General features: G+C 58.3%; 11 protein-coding genes. 2 read left to right on the top strand and 9 right to left on the bottom strand.

Features of this window, described 5'->3' with window-relative positions; translation table 11 throughout:
- Positions 1–2: 2 nt before the first annotated feature.
- Positions 3–1,043 (top strand): AraC family transcriptional regulator, encoded by a 1,041-nt coding sequence (locus ACS4NR_RS04420; protein WP_456019187.1) that lies wholly within the window; start codon positions 3–5, stop codon positions 1,041–1,043.
- A gap of 4 nt (positions 1,044–1,047) precedes the next feature.
- On the opposite strand, the gene ACS4NR_RS04415 is transcribed toward ACS4NR_RS04420, so the two are convergent.
- The 3 genes from ACS4NR_RS04415 to ACS4NR_RS04405 form a co-directional block, all read right to left on the bottom strand.
- Positions 1,048–1,176 carry a hypothetical protein gene (locus ACS4NR_RS04415; RefSeq protein WP_456019186.1) on the bottom strand — a complete coding sequence of 43 codons (129 nt, stop codon included), beginning with the start codon at positions 1,174–1,176 and terminating at the stop codon, positions 1,048–1,050.
- A gap of 253 nt (positions 1,177–1,429) precedes the next feature.
- Entirely contained in the window at positions 1,430–2,326 is an 897-nt protein-coding gene (locus ACS4NR_RS04410; RefSeq protein WP_456019185.1) for a DUF2242 domain-containing protein, read from the bottom strand.
- A gap of 91 nt (positions 2,327–2,417) precedes the next feature.
- Positions 2,418–3,317: a LysR family transcriptional regulator gene (locus ACS4NR_RS04405; RefSeq protein WP_456019184.1), complete on the bottom strand. Its 900-nt coding sequence runs from the start codon at positions 3,315–3,317 to the stop codon at positions 2,418–2,420.
- A 120-nt stretch (positions 3,318–3,437) separates the two neighbouring features.
- On the opposite strand from ACS4NR_RS04405, the gene ACS4NR_RS04400 reads away from it, so the two are divergent.
- Positions 3,438–4,634 carry an MFS transporter gene (locus tag ACS4NR_RS04400; RefSeq protein WP_456019183.1) on the top strand — a complete coding sequence of 399 codons (1,197 nt, stop codon included), beginning with the start codon at positions 3,438–3,440 and terminating at the stop codon, positions 4,632–4,634.
- Positions 4,635–5,234: 600 nt separating this feature from the next.
- Here the strand turns inward: ACS4NR_RS04400 and ACS4NR_RS04395 are convergent.
- From ACS4NR_RS04395 to tig, 6 genes are all read right to left on the bottom strand, one after another.
- Entirely contained in the window at positions 5,235–7,106 is a 1,872-nt protein-coding gene (locus ACS4NR_RS04395; protein ID WP_456019182.1) for a SurA N-terminal domain-containing protein, read from the bottom strand.
- A gap of 236 nt (positions 7,107–7,342) precedes the next feature.
- Positions 7,343–7,615, bottom strand: a complete 273-nt coding sequence (locus tag ACS4NR_RS04390) for an HU family DNA-binding protein (RefSeq protein ID WP_008077714.1) — start codon at positions 7,613–7,615, stop codon at positions 7,343–7,345.
- 148 nt (positions 7,616–7,763) lie between these two features.
- Positions 7,764–10,160, bottom strand: a complete 2,397-nt coding sequence (lon, locus tag ACS4NR_RS04385; protein WP_003223634.1) for an endopeptidase La — start codon at positions 10,158–10,160, stop codon at positions 7,764–7,766.
- A 163-nt stretch (positions 10,161–10,323) separates the two neighbouring features.
- A complete protein-coding gene (gene clpX, locus ACS4NR_RS04380; protein WP_003223632.1) occupies positions 10,324–11,607 on the bottom strand; it encodes an ATP-dependent Clp protease ATP-binding subunit ClpX in 1,284 nt (427 codons plus the stop codon).
- Between the two features lie 112 nt (positions 11,608–11,719).
- The gene (gene clpP / locus ACS4NR_RS04375; protein WP_007951559.1) at positions 11,720–12,355 is read right to left on the bottom strand and encodes an ATP-dependent Clp endopeptidase proteolytic subunit ClpP; all 636 of its coding nucleotides are present in this window, start codon (positions 12,353–12,355) and stop codon (positions 11,720–11,722) included.
- Positions 12,356–12,447: 92 nt separating this feature from the next.
- The gene (tig, locus tag ACS4NR_RS04370; protein ID WP_095138797.1) at positions 12,448–13,758 is read right to left on the bottom strand and encodes a trigger factor; all 1,311 of its coding nucleotides are present in this window, start codon (positions 13,756–13,758) and stop codon (positions 12,448–12,450) included.
- Positions 13,759–14,016: the final 258 nt, after the last annotated feature.

Raw genomic sequence — 14,016 nt, 5'->3', positions numbered from 1 at the left:
ACATGAAGCCGCTGCCGATGCGCCTTGGGGATCTGTCGGTAGGCTTCGTTCACAGCCTGGCCGATGCGGTGCGCAGCCACGGCGCTGATCCGCAATCACTGCTTGAACAATATGGTCTGGATGCCGCGCGACTGGCCGAGGCCGGTGCGCGGCTGTCGATCCCGCGCTACATGCGTCTGGGGCACAGCGCGATCCAGTTGACCGGCGATCCGGCGCTGGGCCTGCGCATGGGCCAGCTCAGCCGCTTGAGTCAGGCTGGACTGGCCGGGGTCACTGCCGCACAAGCGCCGACCGTGCGCGAGGCCGCCCGTTGCCTGATCCGCTTCGAGCCGCTGTACGGCTCCAACTATCGCGGCCAGTCGAGTTTTCATGAAGACGCCCATGGCGCGTGGCTGCGCTTCTATTCGATCAGCCCGTACAACGCCTATAACCGCTTTGTGGTGGATTCGATCATCGCCGGCTGGCTGCATCAGCTGTCCAGCGTCGGGCGCGAGCCACTGCGCGCCGAGCGCATCGAGATCGAATTTGACGCGCCGGACTATCGCGACGCCTACAGCGCACTGGGCGACTGCCCGATCCAGTTCGGCGCTGAGCGCAATCAATTGCGCCTGAGCCTGAACAGCCTTGCGCTGCGCAACCCCGAGCACTGCCCGAGTACCTGGAAGCATTTGCTGACGTTGTGTGAACGGGAACTGGAGCAATTGACCCGCACCCGCAGCCTGCGTGAACGTATTACTCAGCTGTTGGGGCCGTTGCTCAATGGTGGCCGGGAGCCCGACCTGGAAGAAGTGGCGGCGCGCCTGAAGCTGCCAACCTGGACCTTGCGCCGCAAACTGGCCGAAGAAGGCACACAGTTTCGCGCGATCCTCAACGACACCCGCCGTGATCTGGCGATGACCTACATCCGCGACACCGAACTGGCGTTCGGCGAAATTGCCTACCTGCTGGGCTTTGCTTCAGCCGAGGCGTTTCAACGCGCCTTCAAGCGCTGGAGCGGCCAGACGCCCGGCGAGTTTCGCCGCAGTCACCGCAAAACCGCCTGACACCTTACAGCTCGGTGGCGTCTTCGGCCGGCTCTGGCTGATCCAGTTCATACGCCTGGTATTCGAGCAGTTCTTCTTGATACTCGTCCATCGTGTCATCCCCCTGCCGCCCGCTTGAAAATAGCCCGGCCAACTGACCAGTGCCTCGAGCCTATCGTGCCCGTATGAAGGAAAAGTGACATCCAGCCTTCATGAATAAAACGTAGCAGGTGGTCAGGAATTTATCGCAGGATTTTTGTCGGGGGAATGTAACGAGATTTGAGTACACCACAAAACAAATGTGGGAGCGGGCTTGCTCGCGAAAGCGCAGTGTCAGTCGCCATGTACATGGACTGACACTCCGTATTCGCGAGCAAGCCCGCTCCCACAGGAGAACCCGGCGCGGCTTACTGCATTGCCGGAATCGGCTCGGACGGTGGCGGGATATTGGTCGGGTTGGCCGGCGGCGTGATCGTTTCGGTGGCCGGTGCAGGCTCTGCACTCGGTGCCGGGGTAATCGGCGCTGACTCGGCCGGCGGCACTACCGGCTCGGAACCCGTTGGGGTCGGCGCAACCTGGGCCGGCGCCGGGGTCACTGCCGGGGCTGCCGGCGTCGTGTTCTGGGCAGGCTCGACAATCCCGGCTGGCTGTGGCGCAGGCGCTGTCTCTGCTGCCGGCGCAGGTGTTGAAGACGTCGCCGGCGCTGCAGCGGCAGGCTTGGGCTCCGGCACACCGAGATCGGTCTTGGGTTTCTCTTCGATATGCGCGGCTTTCTTCGCATCTGCCGGCAGGAACAACTCAACCAGAGTGAAGAACCGCTCGTAGAATTTCTGCGAAGTCACGGTTTCGCTGGCAACCTTGACCATCGAATCGTCAGAAGAACCGATCGGCATCGATACCGAACCCAGTACGCCAACCCCGAGACTGGCGGAGTTGTTGGTCTTCTTCAGCGCGTAGCGATCCTGCAGGGCATTGGCGAACACCGTGGCATGGTGCTTGGCGCTGCCATCTTCGGCACACACCACGTTGAAGCTGATTTCCAGGTGGGTTTCCCCGGTCTGCTGGAAACTCTTGTGGCCACTGACCAGTTTCGGGTCACTGCTGGTGATGATGTAGCCCTGGCTGAGCAACGCACGACGGGCCGCCTCGCAACTCGCGGTGTCGGCCACCGGATAATTGCGCGAGAACGTGCCGGAATCATCGAAGTTCTCATGCTCATAGATCGGCTTGTCCTTCGAACAGCCAGCAACAGCGGTCAACAACAGCGCCAACCCAACGACACGCATGGGAATTGAAATCAACATTGAACATCCTGAGGAAAAACAGTCCGGGGCGTATTGTGCAACAGAACTTGGCCCTGCGGCGCATGGATTGTGTCTTAAAGCCGTTACAACCCTATTGACCCTTGTTTACCGGAAAAAGTCGCAGCGCCAAGTGATCGATGAAGACGCGCAATTTGGCGGTGGCATGGCGGCTGGACGGCCACAACACCCAGAACTGACCGACGTGTTGCAGATGCGCATCCAGCACCCGCTGCAAGCGCCCCTGCGCTACGTCCTCATGGGTCATGAAATCCGGCAGGCAGGCGATACCCATCCCTGCCAGGGCCGCATGATTGACGGCTTCGATGGAGGTGGTGACCAGCCGCGCCGGCAACCTCGGCTCCGGCGCGCCCTCCTCGCCAATCAATGGCCACGGCTCCAGCTTGCCGGTGGCATGAAAGGTGTGCCGCAAGCAGGCGTGCTCCGCCAGATCGGCGGGGATTCGCGGTACGCCGCGCTGTTGCAGATACTGCGGGCTCGCCACCAGCACCATGTGAAACGCGCCCAAGGGCCGCGCCATCAGCCGCGAATCTCGTGGCTGACCGGTACGAATCACCGCATCGAAGCCCTCCTCCACCACATCGACCATGCGATCGGTCAGGTCCAGATCCAGCTCGATCTGCGGGTACAGCGCCATGAACTCGTTCATCACCGGCATCACCAGGCCGTGCACCTGCGGCAGGCTGATGCGCAGTTTGCCATGGGGTTGCGATGCGGAATCGCAGAGCTCGAATTCGGCGGCTTCCACCTCGGCAAGAATTTTGCGACAGCGTGCGAGAAAAAGCGCGCCCTCGCTGGTCAGGGTGATGCTGCGGGTGGTGCGATGAAACAGCCGCACGCCCAATCGCGCCTCCAGCCGAGCGATACTCTTGCCCACCGCTGAAGCCGACACGCCCTGCAGCCGCCCCGCCTCGGTAAAACTGCGGGTCTCGGCGACCTGCACAAACACCGAAATACTGCCCAGACTGTCCATTCCATCCCTCCGATTCACGACATCCGTGTCCGATATGTTCGGAACCGTAACCCATTTTTCTCCACTGCGCAGCGCCCTAGCCTAAGGCCTTCACCCACTTCGGCACATGGACGCTGACTCATGAACGACGTACAACTGGCCTCCTCGGCCCTCACACAGCCAGTCGACACCCGCGAACGATTACCCCTCGGCGCTCTGCTGGCCCTGGCCACCGCCGGCTTCATCACGGTGCTGACCGAAGCCATGCCCGCCGGCCTGCTACCACAAATGAGCGCGGGGCTGAATGTCTCGCAGGCACTGATCGGGCAACTGGTTACCCTGTACGCGATTGGCTCGATGCTCGCCGCCATCCCGCTGACCATCGCCACCCGCGGCTGGCGTCGTCGGCCATTGCTGCTGTCTGCCATCGGCGGCTTCGCCATCGCCAACAGCATCACCGCCGTGTCGGAGTGGTACTGGCTGACGTTGACCGCGCGCTTGCTCGCCGGGATATTTGCCGGGCTGCTGTGGGCGTTGCTGGCAGGCTACGCCAGCCGTATGGTCGCCCCACACCTGCAAGGCCGCGCGATTACCGTAGCCATGCTCGGCGCGCCGCTGGCGCTGTCGCTGGGCATCCCGGCGGGAACACTGCTCGGCACACTGGTCGGCTGGCGCCTGAGCTTCGCCATCATGACTGCGCTGACGCTATTGCTGGTGATCTGGGTGCGCTGGCAAGTGCCGGACTTTGCCGGAGAACGCGCAGGAAAACGCCTGCCTCTGCGTCAGGTCTTCACCTTGCCCGGCGTACGCTCAGTGCTCTTCGTAACCTTGACCTACGTGATCGCCCACAACCTGCTGTACACCTACATCGCACCATTCCTGCAACCGTCGGGACTGGCCAGTGATATCGACCGGGTGCTGCTGGTGTTCGGCCTCGCCTCAGTGCTCAGCCTGTGGATCGTCGGCAGCCTGATCGATCACTGGCTGCGCGAGCTGATGCTGATCAGCACGCTGCTGTTCATGCTCTCCGCCATCGCCTTGGGCCTGTGGCGAGACTCGGCGACCGTGGTCTACATCGCCGTCGCCGTGTGGGGCCTGGCGTTCGGTGCGATGCCTTCACTGCTGCAGACTGCATCGGCGAAAACCGCTGGCGAGGCTGCCGATACGGCCCAGTCGATGCTGGTGACCCTGTGGAATGTCGGGATTGCCGGGGGTGGTTTGGCGGGTGGTTTGCTGCTGGGGAGTCTGGGGGTTGGGTTTTTTCCGTGGATTGTTGTGGGATTGCTGGTTTTGACTTTGTATGCGGCGCTCATGGCGCGGAGCTATGGGTTTGTGTGATTGGGATGTTTGTCTGTAAGGGGCCGGGCGGCTAGTCGGACGTCTTCGCTGGCAAGCCAGCTCCCACAATTGATCTGCGGATAGTCAGTTAGAGACAGGTCGGCTCGTAGGCCGCCTTCGCGAGCAGGCTCACTCCTACAGAAAAGCAAAAGCCGACCGCACGCTTTTCACCACTCAACAGGATGAGCGCAAGCTCGGCTGCAGCTCTTGATCTTGCCGTGCCGGCCCCTTCGGCAGGCTGAGTGGAGGGGTTTATCCGGGGGGGTGGGAGCGCAGCGACCGTTCGACGAAGTCGAACACATCGAGAGGAGGTGCAGCGAAGCAAACCGGAGGCGATGCCCCCGGATGAATCCCGTAACGAAGGAACCCGAGCCACGGCGAGGGCCGAACGCCGGGGCCCAGACCTTTGCTTCCTTTGGGGCGTTTGCCAAAGGGAGTCGCCGTAAGGGCGAAACCGCCAGCCGCAGCACCCGAAGCAACGGATATTCACCCAACCCACAAGAGCATGGTCGGCCCAAAGGCCGCCAAGCGCAAAAACCCAAGCGAAAAAAAAGCCCCGACCATAAGATCGGGGCTTCCCTGTTACCACTCAGTCAACCATCAATACCGCTTGATGTCCGCCTGACTCTCCAACTGCTTACGCAACGCCGCAAAATCCTGCTGCCCCTCACGCGAAGCAAGGAAACGACGGTACTGCGCCTTCTCTTCATCAGTCGGCGCTACCGCTTCATTCACACCGTCCAGACGCACAATCATCAGACTACCGTCCTGCAAGGTCACGCTGCTGAACGTCGGCTTGCCCTTGGCCGCCGGCTTCGGCATACGGAACAACGCCTGCAGCACAGTCGGGTCAACCCCTTCCTGAGCACGAGTCGCCGCCGTCACAACCCTCCAGCTCTGGCCATCAACTGCCTTGTCCAGCGGAGTCTTGCCATCACGCAGACTGGCGATCAACTGGTCAGCCTTGGTCTTGGCCGCAGCGCTGGCATGCTCTTTGGTCAACTGGGCACGAATCGAGGTGTTGACCGCTTCCAGCGGCAGTTGCTCGGGCTTCAGATGCTCCTTGGCACGCAGGACAACCACGGTTTCCGGATCCAGCTCGATGCCGGTGCTGTTGGCGTTTTCTTCCAGCACTTCCTGGCTGAACGCAGCGGTCACCACAGCACGGTTGGCCGCAATGCCTTCACCACCTTCACGGCCGAACGGCTTGGAGGTGTGCACAGTCAGTTTCAGATCTGCCGCAGGCTGAGCCAGGTCAGACGCTTCGAACGCCGAGTCTTCCAGTTGCTTGGTTGCCTCGACAAAACGCTGCTCGACCTGTTGAGTCTTCAGCTCGCGGGTCAGCTTGTCTTTCAGGCTGGCCAGGGTCGGAACTTCCGGCGCTTCAACACCCAGCAGCTTGATCAGGTGGTAACCGAAATCGGTACGCACCGGCTCGGACACCTGATCCTTGTTCAACGAGTACAGGGCTTTTTCGAAGGCAGGATCGTAAACGCCAGGACCGGCGAAACCGAGGTCACCGCCATTGTTGGCCGAACCCGGATCCTGCGAGAACTCCTTGGCCAGCGCTTCGAATTTCTCGCCCTTGGCCAGACGCGCCTGGACTTCTTCGATCTTCGCCTTGGCCTGAGCGTCGGTGGTCTTGTCGTTGACTTCGATCAGAATGTGCGCCGCTCGACGCTGTTCCGACAGGTTGGCGATCTCTTTCTGATACGCCGCCTGCAGGTCTTCGTCCTTGACCCCAACCTGGTCGAAGAACGAGGACTTCTTCAACTCGACATAATCGACAACCACTTGCTCAGGGGTCATGAACTCCTTGGCGTGCTCGTCGTAGTAAGCCTTGACCTCATCGTCAGTCAGCTTGACCGCGGCCGGATCGGCCTTGACGTTCAGCGAGGCGAAATCGCGGGTCTGTTTTTCCAGACGGGCAAAGGCCAGCACTTCGGCGTCGGTAACAAAGCCGCTGCCGGCAACACCGGCGCGCAACTGACCGATCAGCATTTCCTGAGCCAGCATCTGGCGGAATTGCATGCGGGTGTAGCCCAGTTGACGAATCACCTGGTCGAAGCGCTCGGAGCTGAACTTGCCGTCCACCTGGAATTCAGGAGTCTGCAGGATCACCTGATCCAGTGCGCCTTCGGAGAAAGCGAATTTCGACTGTTCTGCGCCTTGCAGCAGCAGCTTGCGATCGATCAGACCCTTGAGGGCCGATTCGCGGAGCATTTTTTCGTCAAGCAAGGAAGCATCGAAGTCCTTGCCCAGCTGTTGCATCAGCTGACGGCGTTGCATGTCAACGGCCTGGCTCAGCTCGTTCTGGCTGATTTCTTCACCATTGACCTTGGCCGCATCGTTGGTATGCGTCGTGGCCTGGAAAATGGCGTCGAAACCGGTCAGAGCCATCAGTGCAACGATGACCCCGATAATGGTCTTGGCAATCCAGCCTTGTGAATTGTCCCTGATATTCTGCAGCATGCGTCCCCCAGAAACGGTTGAACTTCAAAAATTTGGCAACCGTGGAGCGTGGGTAGAATCCGGATAGAAGAAAGGCGCATCCGAGGATGCGCCTTCTCGTAACTGGCGGAGCGGACAGGGCTCGAACCCTCGATCCCGGCGTTACAGGCGGCTGTTCCAGCGACCTGCTCTACCGCTCCGCTGCCAAGTCAGGCATGACCCCGACCCGGATGGGTAAAAACCTGAAACAAACTAACTTAGTTAACAGCTTCTTTCAGTGCTTTACCGGCTTTGAAACCTGGCTTTTTAGCAGCAGCGATTTGCAGCGTCTTGCCGGTCTGTGGGTTACGACCAACGCGAGCTGGACGATCAGTCACGGAGAAAGTGCCGAAACCAACCAGAACAACGGAGTCGCCAGCCTTGAGAGCGCCAGTGACGGATTCGATCACAGCGTCCAGCGCACGGCCAGCAGCAGCTTTCGGGATATCAGCGGATGCAGCGATAGCATCAATCAGTTCCGACTTGTTCACTCTAAGTCCCCTTATATCTATTTTGAGATGATTCTAAGTTTTTTGGTGAAAGCAAAAACGAGTGCTGAATGGCCTACAGACACTTAAGAGCCGCTTTATAACAAGGGCTCTAAAAAGCTGTCAAGGAAGCCACCCAGGCAAAAACGTATTAATGCGTGCTAATTCTTTCCTTTGAATCAGACTCACGTTTTTCGTCCTTGGAAACTATCTCCGGAGCCACATCCGGCAAGGGCTCCGGCGCGTATTGCAGCGCAATTTGCAGGACCTCGTCAATCCATTTAACCGGTTTAATCTGCAGATCCTGCTTGATATTGTCAGGAATCTCCTTCAGATCGCGCACGTTTTCTTCCGGAATAATCACAATCTTGATTCCGCCGCGATGAGCCGCGAGCAGTTTTTCCTTCAGACCACCAATCGCCAGTACCTGACCACGCAACGTGATCTCACCCGTCATGGCAACATCGGCGCGCACCGGAATTCCGGTCAAGGCCGACACCAGTGCCGTGCACATGCCCACACCAGCGCTAGGACCGTCTTTCGGGGTCGCCCCTTCCGGCATGTGAATGTGTGTGTCGCGCTTCTCGTGGAAGTCCAGAGGAATGCCCAGGCTTTTGGCACGGCTGCGCACAACGGTCAGCGCGGCAGTGATCGATTCGACCATTACATCGCCCAGCGAACCGGTCTTGATCAATTGACCTTTACCCGGCACCACAGCCGCTTCGATGGTCAGCAATTCACCGCCGACCTGCGTCCACGCCAGGCCAGTCACCTGACCGATCTGATCCTGTTGCTCTGCCAGACCGTAGCGGAATTTGCGCACGCCGAGGAAGTGCTCCAGCAAGTCTGCTGTCACTTTCACCGAGAAACGTTTTTCCAGCGCGTGCTCTTTGACGGCCTTGCGGCAGACTTTGGCGATCTGACGTTCGAGGCCACGCACACCGGCTTCACGGGTGTAGTAACGGATGATGTCGCGAATCGCTTCCTCGTCGAATTCCAGCTCGCCCTTCTTCAGACCATTAGCGGCGATCTGCTTGGGCGACAGGTACTTGACGGCAATGTTGATCTTTTCGTCTTCGGTGTAGCCCGGCAGACGAATGACCTCCATCCGGTCCAGCAGTGCCGGCGGGATGTTCATCGAGTTCGAGGTGCACAGGAACATCACATCGGACAAATCGTAATCGACTTCCAGATAGTGATCGTTGAAGTTGTGGTTCTGCTCCGGATCGAGCACTTCCAGCAACGCCGATGCCGGGTCGCCACGCATGTCGCTGCCCATTTTGTCGATTTCATCGAGCAGGAACAGCGGATTGCGCACTCCCACTTTTGTCATCTTTTGAATCAATCTTCCCGGCATCGAACCGATGTAAGTCCGGCGGTGACCACGAATTTCCGCCTCGTCGCGCACGCCACCCAGGGCCATGCGCACGAATTTACGGTTGGTGGCGTGGGCAATCGACTCTGCCAGCGAGGTTTTACCCACGCCAGGAGGACCCACCAGGCACAACACGGGGCCACGGATCTTCTTCACGCGCTTCTGCACGGCGAGGTATTCAAGAATGCGCTCCTTGACCTCTTCGAGACCGTAGTGATCGGCATCGAGAATGTCTTCAGCACGCGCCAGGTCGAGACGTACCTTGCTTTGCGCCTTCCACGGCACCTGCACCAGCCAGTCGATGTAGGAGCGCACCACGGTGGCTTCAGCGGACATCGGCGACATTTGCTTGAGCTTGTTCAGCTCGGCGGTGGCCTTGGCCAAGGCATCTTTCGGCAGGCCGGCGGCATCGATGCGCTTTTTCAGCTCTTCGATTTCATTGTGACCTTCGTCACCGTCGCCCAGCTCTTTCTGAATGGCCTTCATCTGCTCATTCAGGTAGTACTCGCGCTGGCTGCGCTCCATTTGCTTTTTGACGCGGCCGCGAATGCGTTTTTCAACTTGCAGCAGATCGATCTCGGCATCCAGCAAGGCGAGCACGTGCTCGACCCGGGCCGACAGATCGATGATTTCGAGGATTTCCTGCTTTTGCTCGATTTTCAGCGCCATGTGCGCGGCCATGGTGTCGACCAGGCGGCCAGGCTCATCGATGCTGTTGAGCGAAGACAGGACTTCAGCCGGGACTTTCTTGCCCAACTGCACATATTGTTCGAACTGCGACAGCAGGCTACGCACGAACACTTCAGATTCGCGCTCAGCGGCGTCGACTTCGTCGATCAGCGAGACTTCGGCGCGGCAATGCCCGTCGACTTCGCTGAAGCGCTCTACAGCGCCGCGCTGCTCACCTTCGACCAGAACCTTGACGGTGCCGTCCGGCAGCTTCAGCAGCTGCAATACAGTGGCGATAGTACCTACGCGATAGAGAGCGTCTTCACCGGGATCATCGTCAGCCGGGTTTCTCTGGGCCAGCAGCAGGATCTGCTTGTCGCCCGTCATCGCGGCCTCGAGGGCTTCGATGGATTTCTCGCGCCCCACGAACAGCGGGATAACCATGTGCGGATAAACCACGACATCACGCAATGGCAGGAGAGGCAATTCGATGGTTGTCTTCATGATTTCGCCTCTACGGCGGCCATATGGCCGTAATCAGATGGAATTAAACTTGAAACCAAGATGGGGGCTGCCTTGAAAAAAAACAAGCGCAAAGCGGATGTAAAAAACGACATAAAAAAAAAGAGGCCCGAAGGCCCCTTCTTTGTTCCGGCAGTGTGGACGCTTACGCGTCCGGCGCTGCCTTGGCCGTCGGCTCACTGTTTTCGTAGATATACAGTGGCTTGGACTTGCCTTCAATCACGCTTTCATCGATGACGACTTTACTCACTTCGGACTGCGAAGGGATTTCGTACATCGTGTCGAGCAGCACACCTTCGAGAATCGAGCGCAGGCCACGGGCACCGGTTTTACGTTCCAGGGCACGCTTGGCGACCGATTTCAGTGCGTCGGTCCGGAATTCCAGATCCACGCCTTCCATCTCGAACAGCTTGGCATACTGTTTGGTCAGAGCATTTTTCGGCTCGGTGAGGATCTGCATCAGCGCAGCCTCATCCAGCTCGTCCAGCGTCGCAAGAACCGGCAGACGACCGACGAATTCCGGGATCAGACCGAACTTGACCAGATCGTCAGGCTCGACTTCACGCAGGGATTCACCGACTTTCTTGCCTTCTTCCTTGCTGCGCACTTCTGCATTGAAACCGATGCCGCCCTTGGTGGAACGGTTTTGAATAACCTTTTCCAGACCGGAGAATGCACCACCGCAGATGAACAGGATGTTACGGGTGTCGACCTGCAGGAATTCCTGCTGCGGATGCTTGCGACCACCTTGCGGCGGGACGGAAGCGACCGTGCCTTCGATCAACTTGAGCAAGGCCTGCTGCACGCCTTCACCGGAAACATCGCGGGTGATCGACGGGTTGTCGGACTTGCGGGAAATCTTGTCGATTTCGTCGATGTAGACAATGCCCATCTGGGCCTTTTCCACGTCGTAATCGCACTTTTGCAGCAGCTTCTGAATGATGTTCTCGACATCTTCACCTACGTAACCGGCCTCGGTGAGGGTAGTTGCGTCGGCGATGGTGAACGGAACGTTCAGCAGGCGGGCCAGTGTTTCGGCCAGCAGGGTTTTACCGGAGCCTGTCGGGCCGATCAGCAGGATGTTGCTCTTGCCGAGTTCGACGTCGTCAGCCTTCTTGTCACGCTGGTTCAGGCGCTTGTAGTGGTTGTACACCGCTACGGCCAGAACCTTCTTCGCACGCTCCTGACCGATTACATACTGGTCAAGGATGCCGCTGATTTCTTTAGGCGAAGGCAATTTATGCGCGCTGCTTTCGGCCTGTGCTTCCTGCACCTCCTCGCGGATGATGTCATTGCACAGGTCGACGCACTCGTCGCAGATAAAGACCGAGGGGCCGGCAATCAATTTGCGCACTTCATGCTGGCTTTTGCCACAGAAGGAGCAATAGAGCAGCTTGCCGTTGTCCTCGCCGTTGCGGGTGTCAGTCATTCGTTCGATCCAAATCCGATAGGCTTGCAACACAAGATGAAGGCTATTGCGGGCTTTTTCAAGCCCGCTGGTGGTCGGACCTGCCGACCCACCTTATTTTGAGCTGCTTATTTTACGCAGGACGCTGGTTGATGACTTCGTCGATCAGGCCGTATTCCTTCGCAGCTTCTGCACTCATGAAGTTGTCGCGGTTGGTGTCACGCTCGATTTCTTCAAGCGTACGACCGCTGTGCTTGGCCATCAGCGTGTTCAGACGCTCGCGAATGAAGAGGATTTCCTTGGCATGGATTTCGATATCCGACGCCTGGCCCTGGAAACCGCCCAGTGGCTGGTGAATCATCACACGCGAGTTCGGCAGGCAGAAACGCTTGCCTGGAGCACCGGCCGTCAGCAGGAATGCACCCATGCTGCACGCTTGACCAATGCACGTCGTCGATACGTTTGGCTTGATGAACTGCATGGTGTCGTAGATCGACATGCCCGCTGTCACCGAACCGCCCGGGGAGTTGATATAGAGATGGATGTCCTTGTCCGGGTTTTCCGCTTCAAGGAACAGCAATTGCGCACAGATCAGGTTGGCCATGTAGTCCTCTACAGGACCCACCAGAAAAATGACGCGCTCCTTCAGAAGGCGCGAGTAGATGTCATAGGCGCGCTCGCCACGAGCAGATTGCTCGACAACCATCGGGACCAGGCCGCCGGCGGCCTGGATATCAGAGTTCTGCTGAATATACGAATTACGGAACATGCTCTGCAGTCACTCCCAAATAGTTATGTCTTGAATACGCATAAGCCAGCTCGAAGGCTGGCTTATGTGTGTACTTCTTAACGCAAAAACAATCAGTCGGCTTTTGGAGCTTCTACCGGCTTGACCGCTTCTTCGTAAGAGACCGATTTGTCGGTCACGCTAGCTTTCTGCAGAACAGTATCCACAACTTGTTCTTCCAGCACAACCGAACGAACTTCGTTCAGTTGCTGCTCGTTCTTGTAGTACCAGGACACGACCTGCTCAGGTTCCTGGTAAGCCGAAGCCATTTCCTGGATCATTTCGCGAACGCGGGCTTCGTCAGGCTTCAGGTCGAATTGCTTGACCACTTCAGCCACGATCAGACCCAGCACTACACGACGCTTGGCTTGTTCTTCGAACAGCTCGGCCGGCAGTTGGTCAGGCTTGATGTTGCCGCCGAACTGCTGAACAGCCTGCACGCGCAGACGATCAACTTCGTTGGACAGCAGAGCCTTTGGCACTTCGATCGGGTTGGTGGCCAGCAGACCGTCCATTACCTGATTTTTTACTTTGGACTTGATGGCCTGACGCAGCTCACGCTCCATGTTCTTGCGAACTTCGGTGCGGAAACCGTCGATGCCGCTTTCCTTGATGCCGAATTGAGCGAAGAACTCTTCGTTAAGCTCAGGCAGCTTTGGCTCGGAAACGGTGTTTACAGTCACGGTGAACTCGGCGGTTTTGCCGGCCAGATCCAGGTTCTGATAGTCCTCAGGGAAGGTCAGGTTCAGAACGCGCTCTTCACCAGCTTTAGCACCAACCAGGCCTTCTTCGAAGCCCGGGATCATGCGACCGGAACCCAGCACCAGCTGAGTACCTTTGGCCGAGCCGCCAGCGAACACTTCGCCGTCAACCTTGCCAACGAAATCGATGTTCAGCTGGTCTTCGTTCTGAGCAGCGCGATCGGCCACTTCGAAACGGGTGTTCTGCTTGCGCAGGATGTCCAGCATCTTGTCCAGATCGGCGTCAGCCACTTCAGCGCTCAGGCGCTCGACAGTGATGCCGTCGAAACCGGCAACGGTGAACTCAGGGAACACTTCGAATACGGCTACGTATTCCAGGTCCTTGCCAGCTTCCAGCGACTTTGGCTCGATCGAAGGCGAACCGGCAGGGTTCAGCTTCTGCTCAACCACGGCTTCGTAGAAGGAGGACTGGATGACATCACCAACAGCTTCCTGACGAGCGTCAGCACCGAAACGGCGCTTGATTTCGCTCATTGGCACTTTGCCTGGACGGAAGCCAGCAATCTTGGCCTTTTGGGCAGTCTGCTGCAGACGCTTGTTGACCTGGCTCTCAATGCGCTCAGCCGGCACGGTGACGCTCATGCGGCGCTCAAGAGCAGTAGTATTTTCAACAGAAACTTGCATGGATATTCCTCGTTGCACAGACGTTAGCCGGCCGTTTCCGACCCCAGAATCAAGGGCATGCATTCTAGTGGGTCAAACTCAAGAAGTCACCCTACTGAAAACGGGTAAAAAAACAGCAGGCCATTTATAGGTGTGAATGCAGCAATGCACTCCACCCCGAAGACGAATAAAGACCATCACGCCAGGGCTCTGTTCAACCGCTTCTATATATAGAAGAGACCGCGAACCATCTCCCTGACGGCTGATCCCGCGAATATG

It is taken from the genome of Pseudomonas sp. JQ36, from assembly GCF_053851495.1.
The sequence above is the reverse complement of the archived record's forward strand: the minus strand, read 5'-3'. Positions and strand labels throughout refer to the sequence as shown.

What these genes read in the sequence shown, in the direction of transcription:
- ACS4NR_RS04420 (WP_456019187.1), top strand. Translation starts at nt 3, where the DNA reads ATGAAGCCGCTGCCGATGCGCCTTGGGGATCTGTCGGTAGGCTTCGTT.
- ACS4NR_RS04410 (WP_456019185.1), bottom strand. Translation starts at nt 2,326, where the DNA reads ATGTTGATTTCAATTCCCATGCGTGTCGTTGGGTTGGCGCTGTTGTTG.
- ACS4NR_RS04405 (WP_456019184.1), bottom strand. Translation starts at nt 3,317, where the DNA reads ATGGACAGTCTGGGCAGTATTTCGGTGTTTGTGCAGGTCGCCGAGACC.
- ACS4NR_RS04400 (WP_456019183.1), top strand. Translation starts at nt 3,438, where the DNA reads ATGAACGACGTACAACTGGCCTCCTCGGCCCTCACACAGCCAGTCGAC.
- ACS4NR_RS04395 (WP_456019182.1), bottom strand. Translation starts at nt 7,106, where the DNA reads ATGCTGCAGAATATCAGGGACAATTCACAAGGCTGGATTGCCAAGACC.
- lon (WP_003223634.1), bottom strand. Translation starts at nt 10,160, where the DNA reads ATGAAGACAACCATCGAATTGCCTCTCCTGCCATTGCGTGATGTCGTG.
- clpX (WP_003223632.1), bottom strand. Translation starts at nt 11,607, where the DNA reads ATGACTGACACCCGCAACGGCGAGGACAACGGCAAGCTGCTCTATTGC.
- clpP (WP_007951559.1), bottom strand. Translation starts at nt 12,355, where the DNA reads ATGTTCCGTAATTCGTATATTCAGCAGAACTCTGATATCCAGGCCGCC.
- tig (WP_095138797.1), bottom strand. Translation starts at nt 13,758, where the DNA reads ATGCAAGTTTCTGTTGAAAATACTACTGCTCTTGAGCGCCGCATGAGC.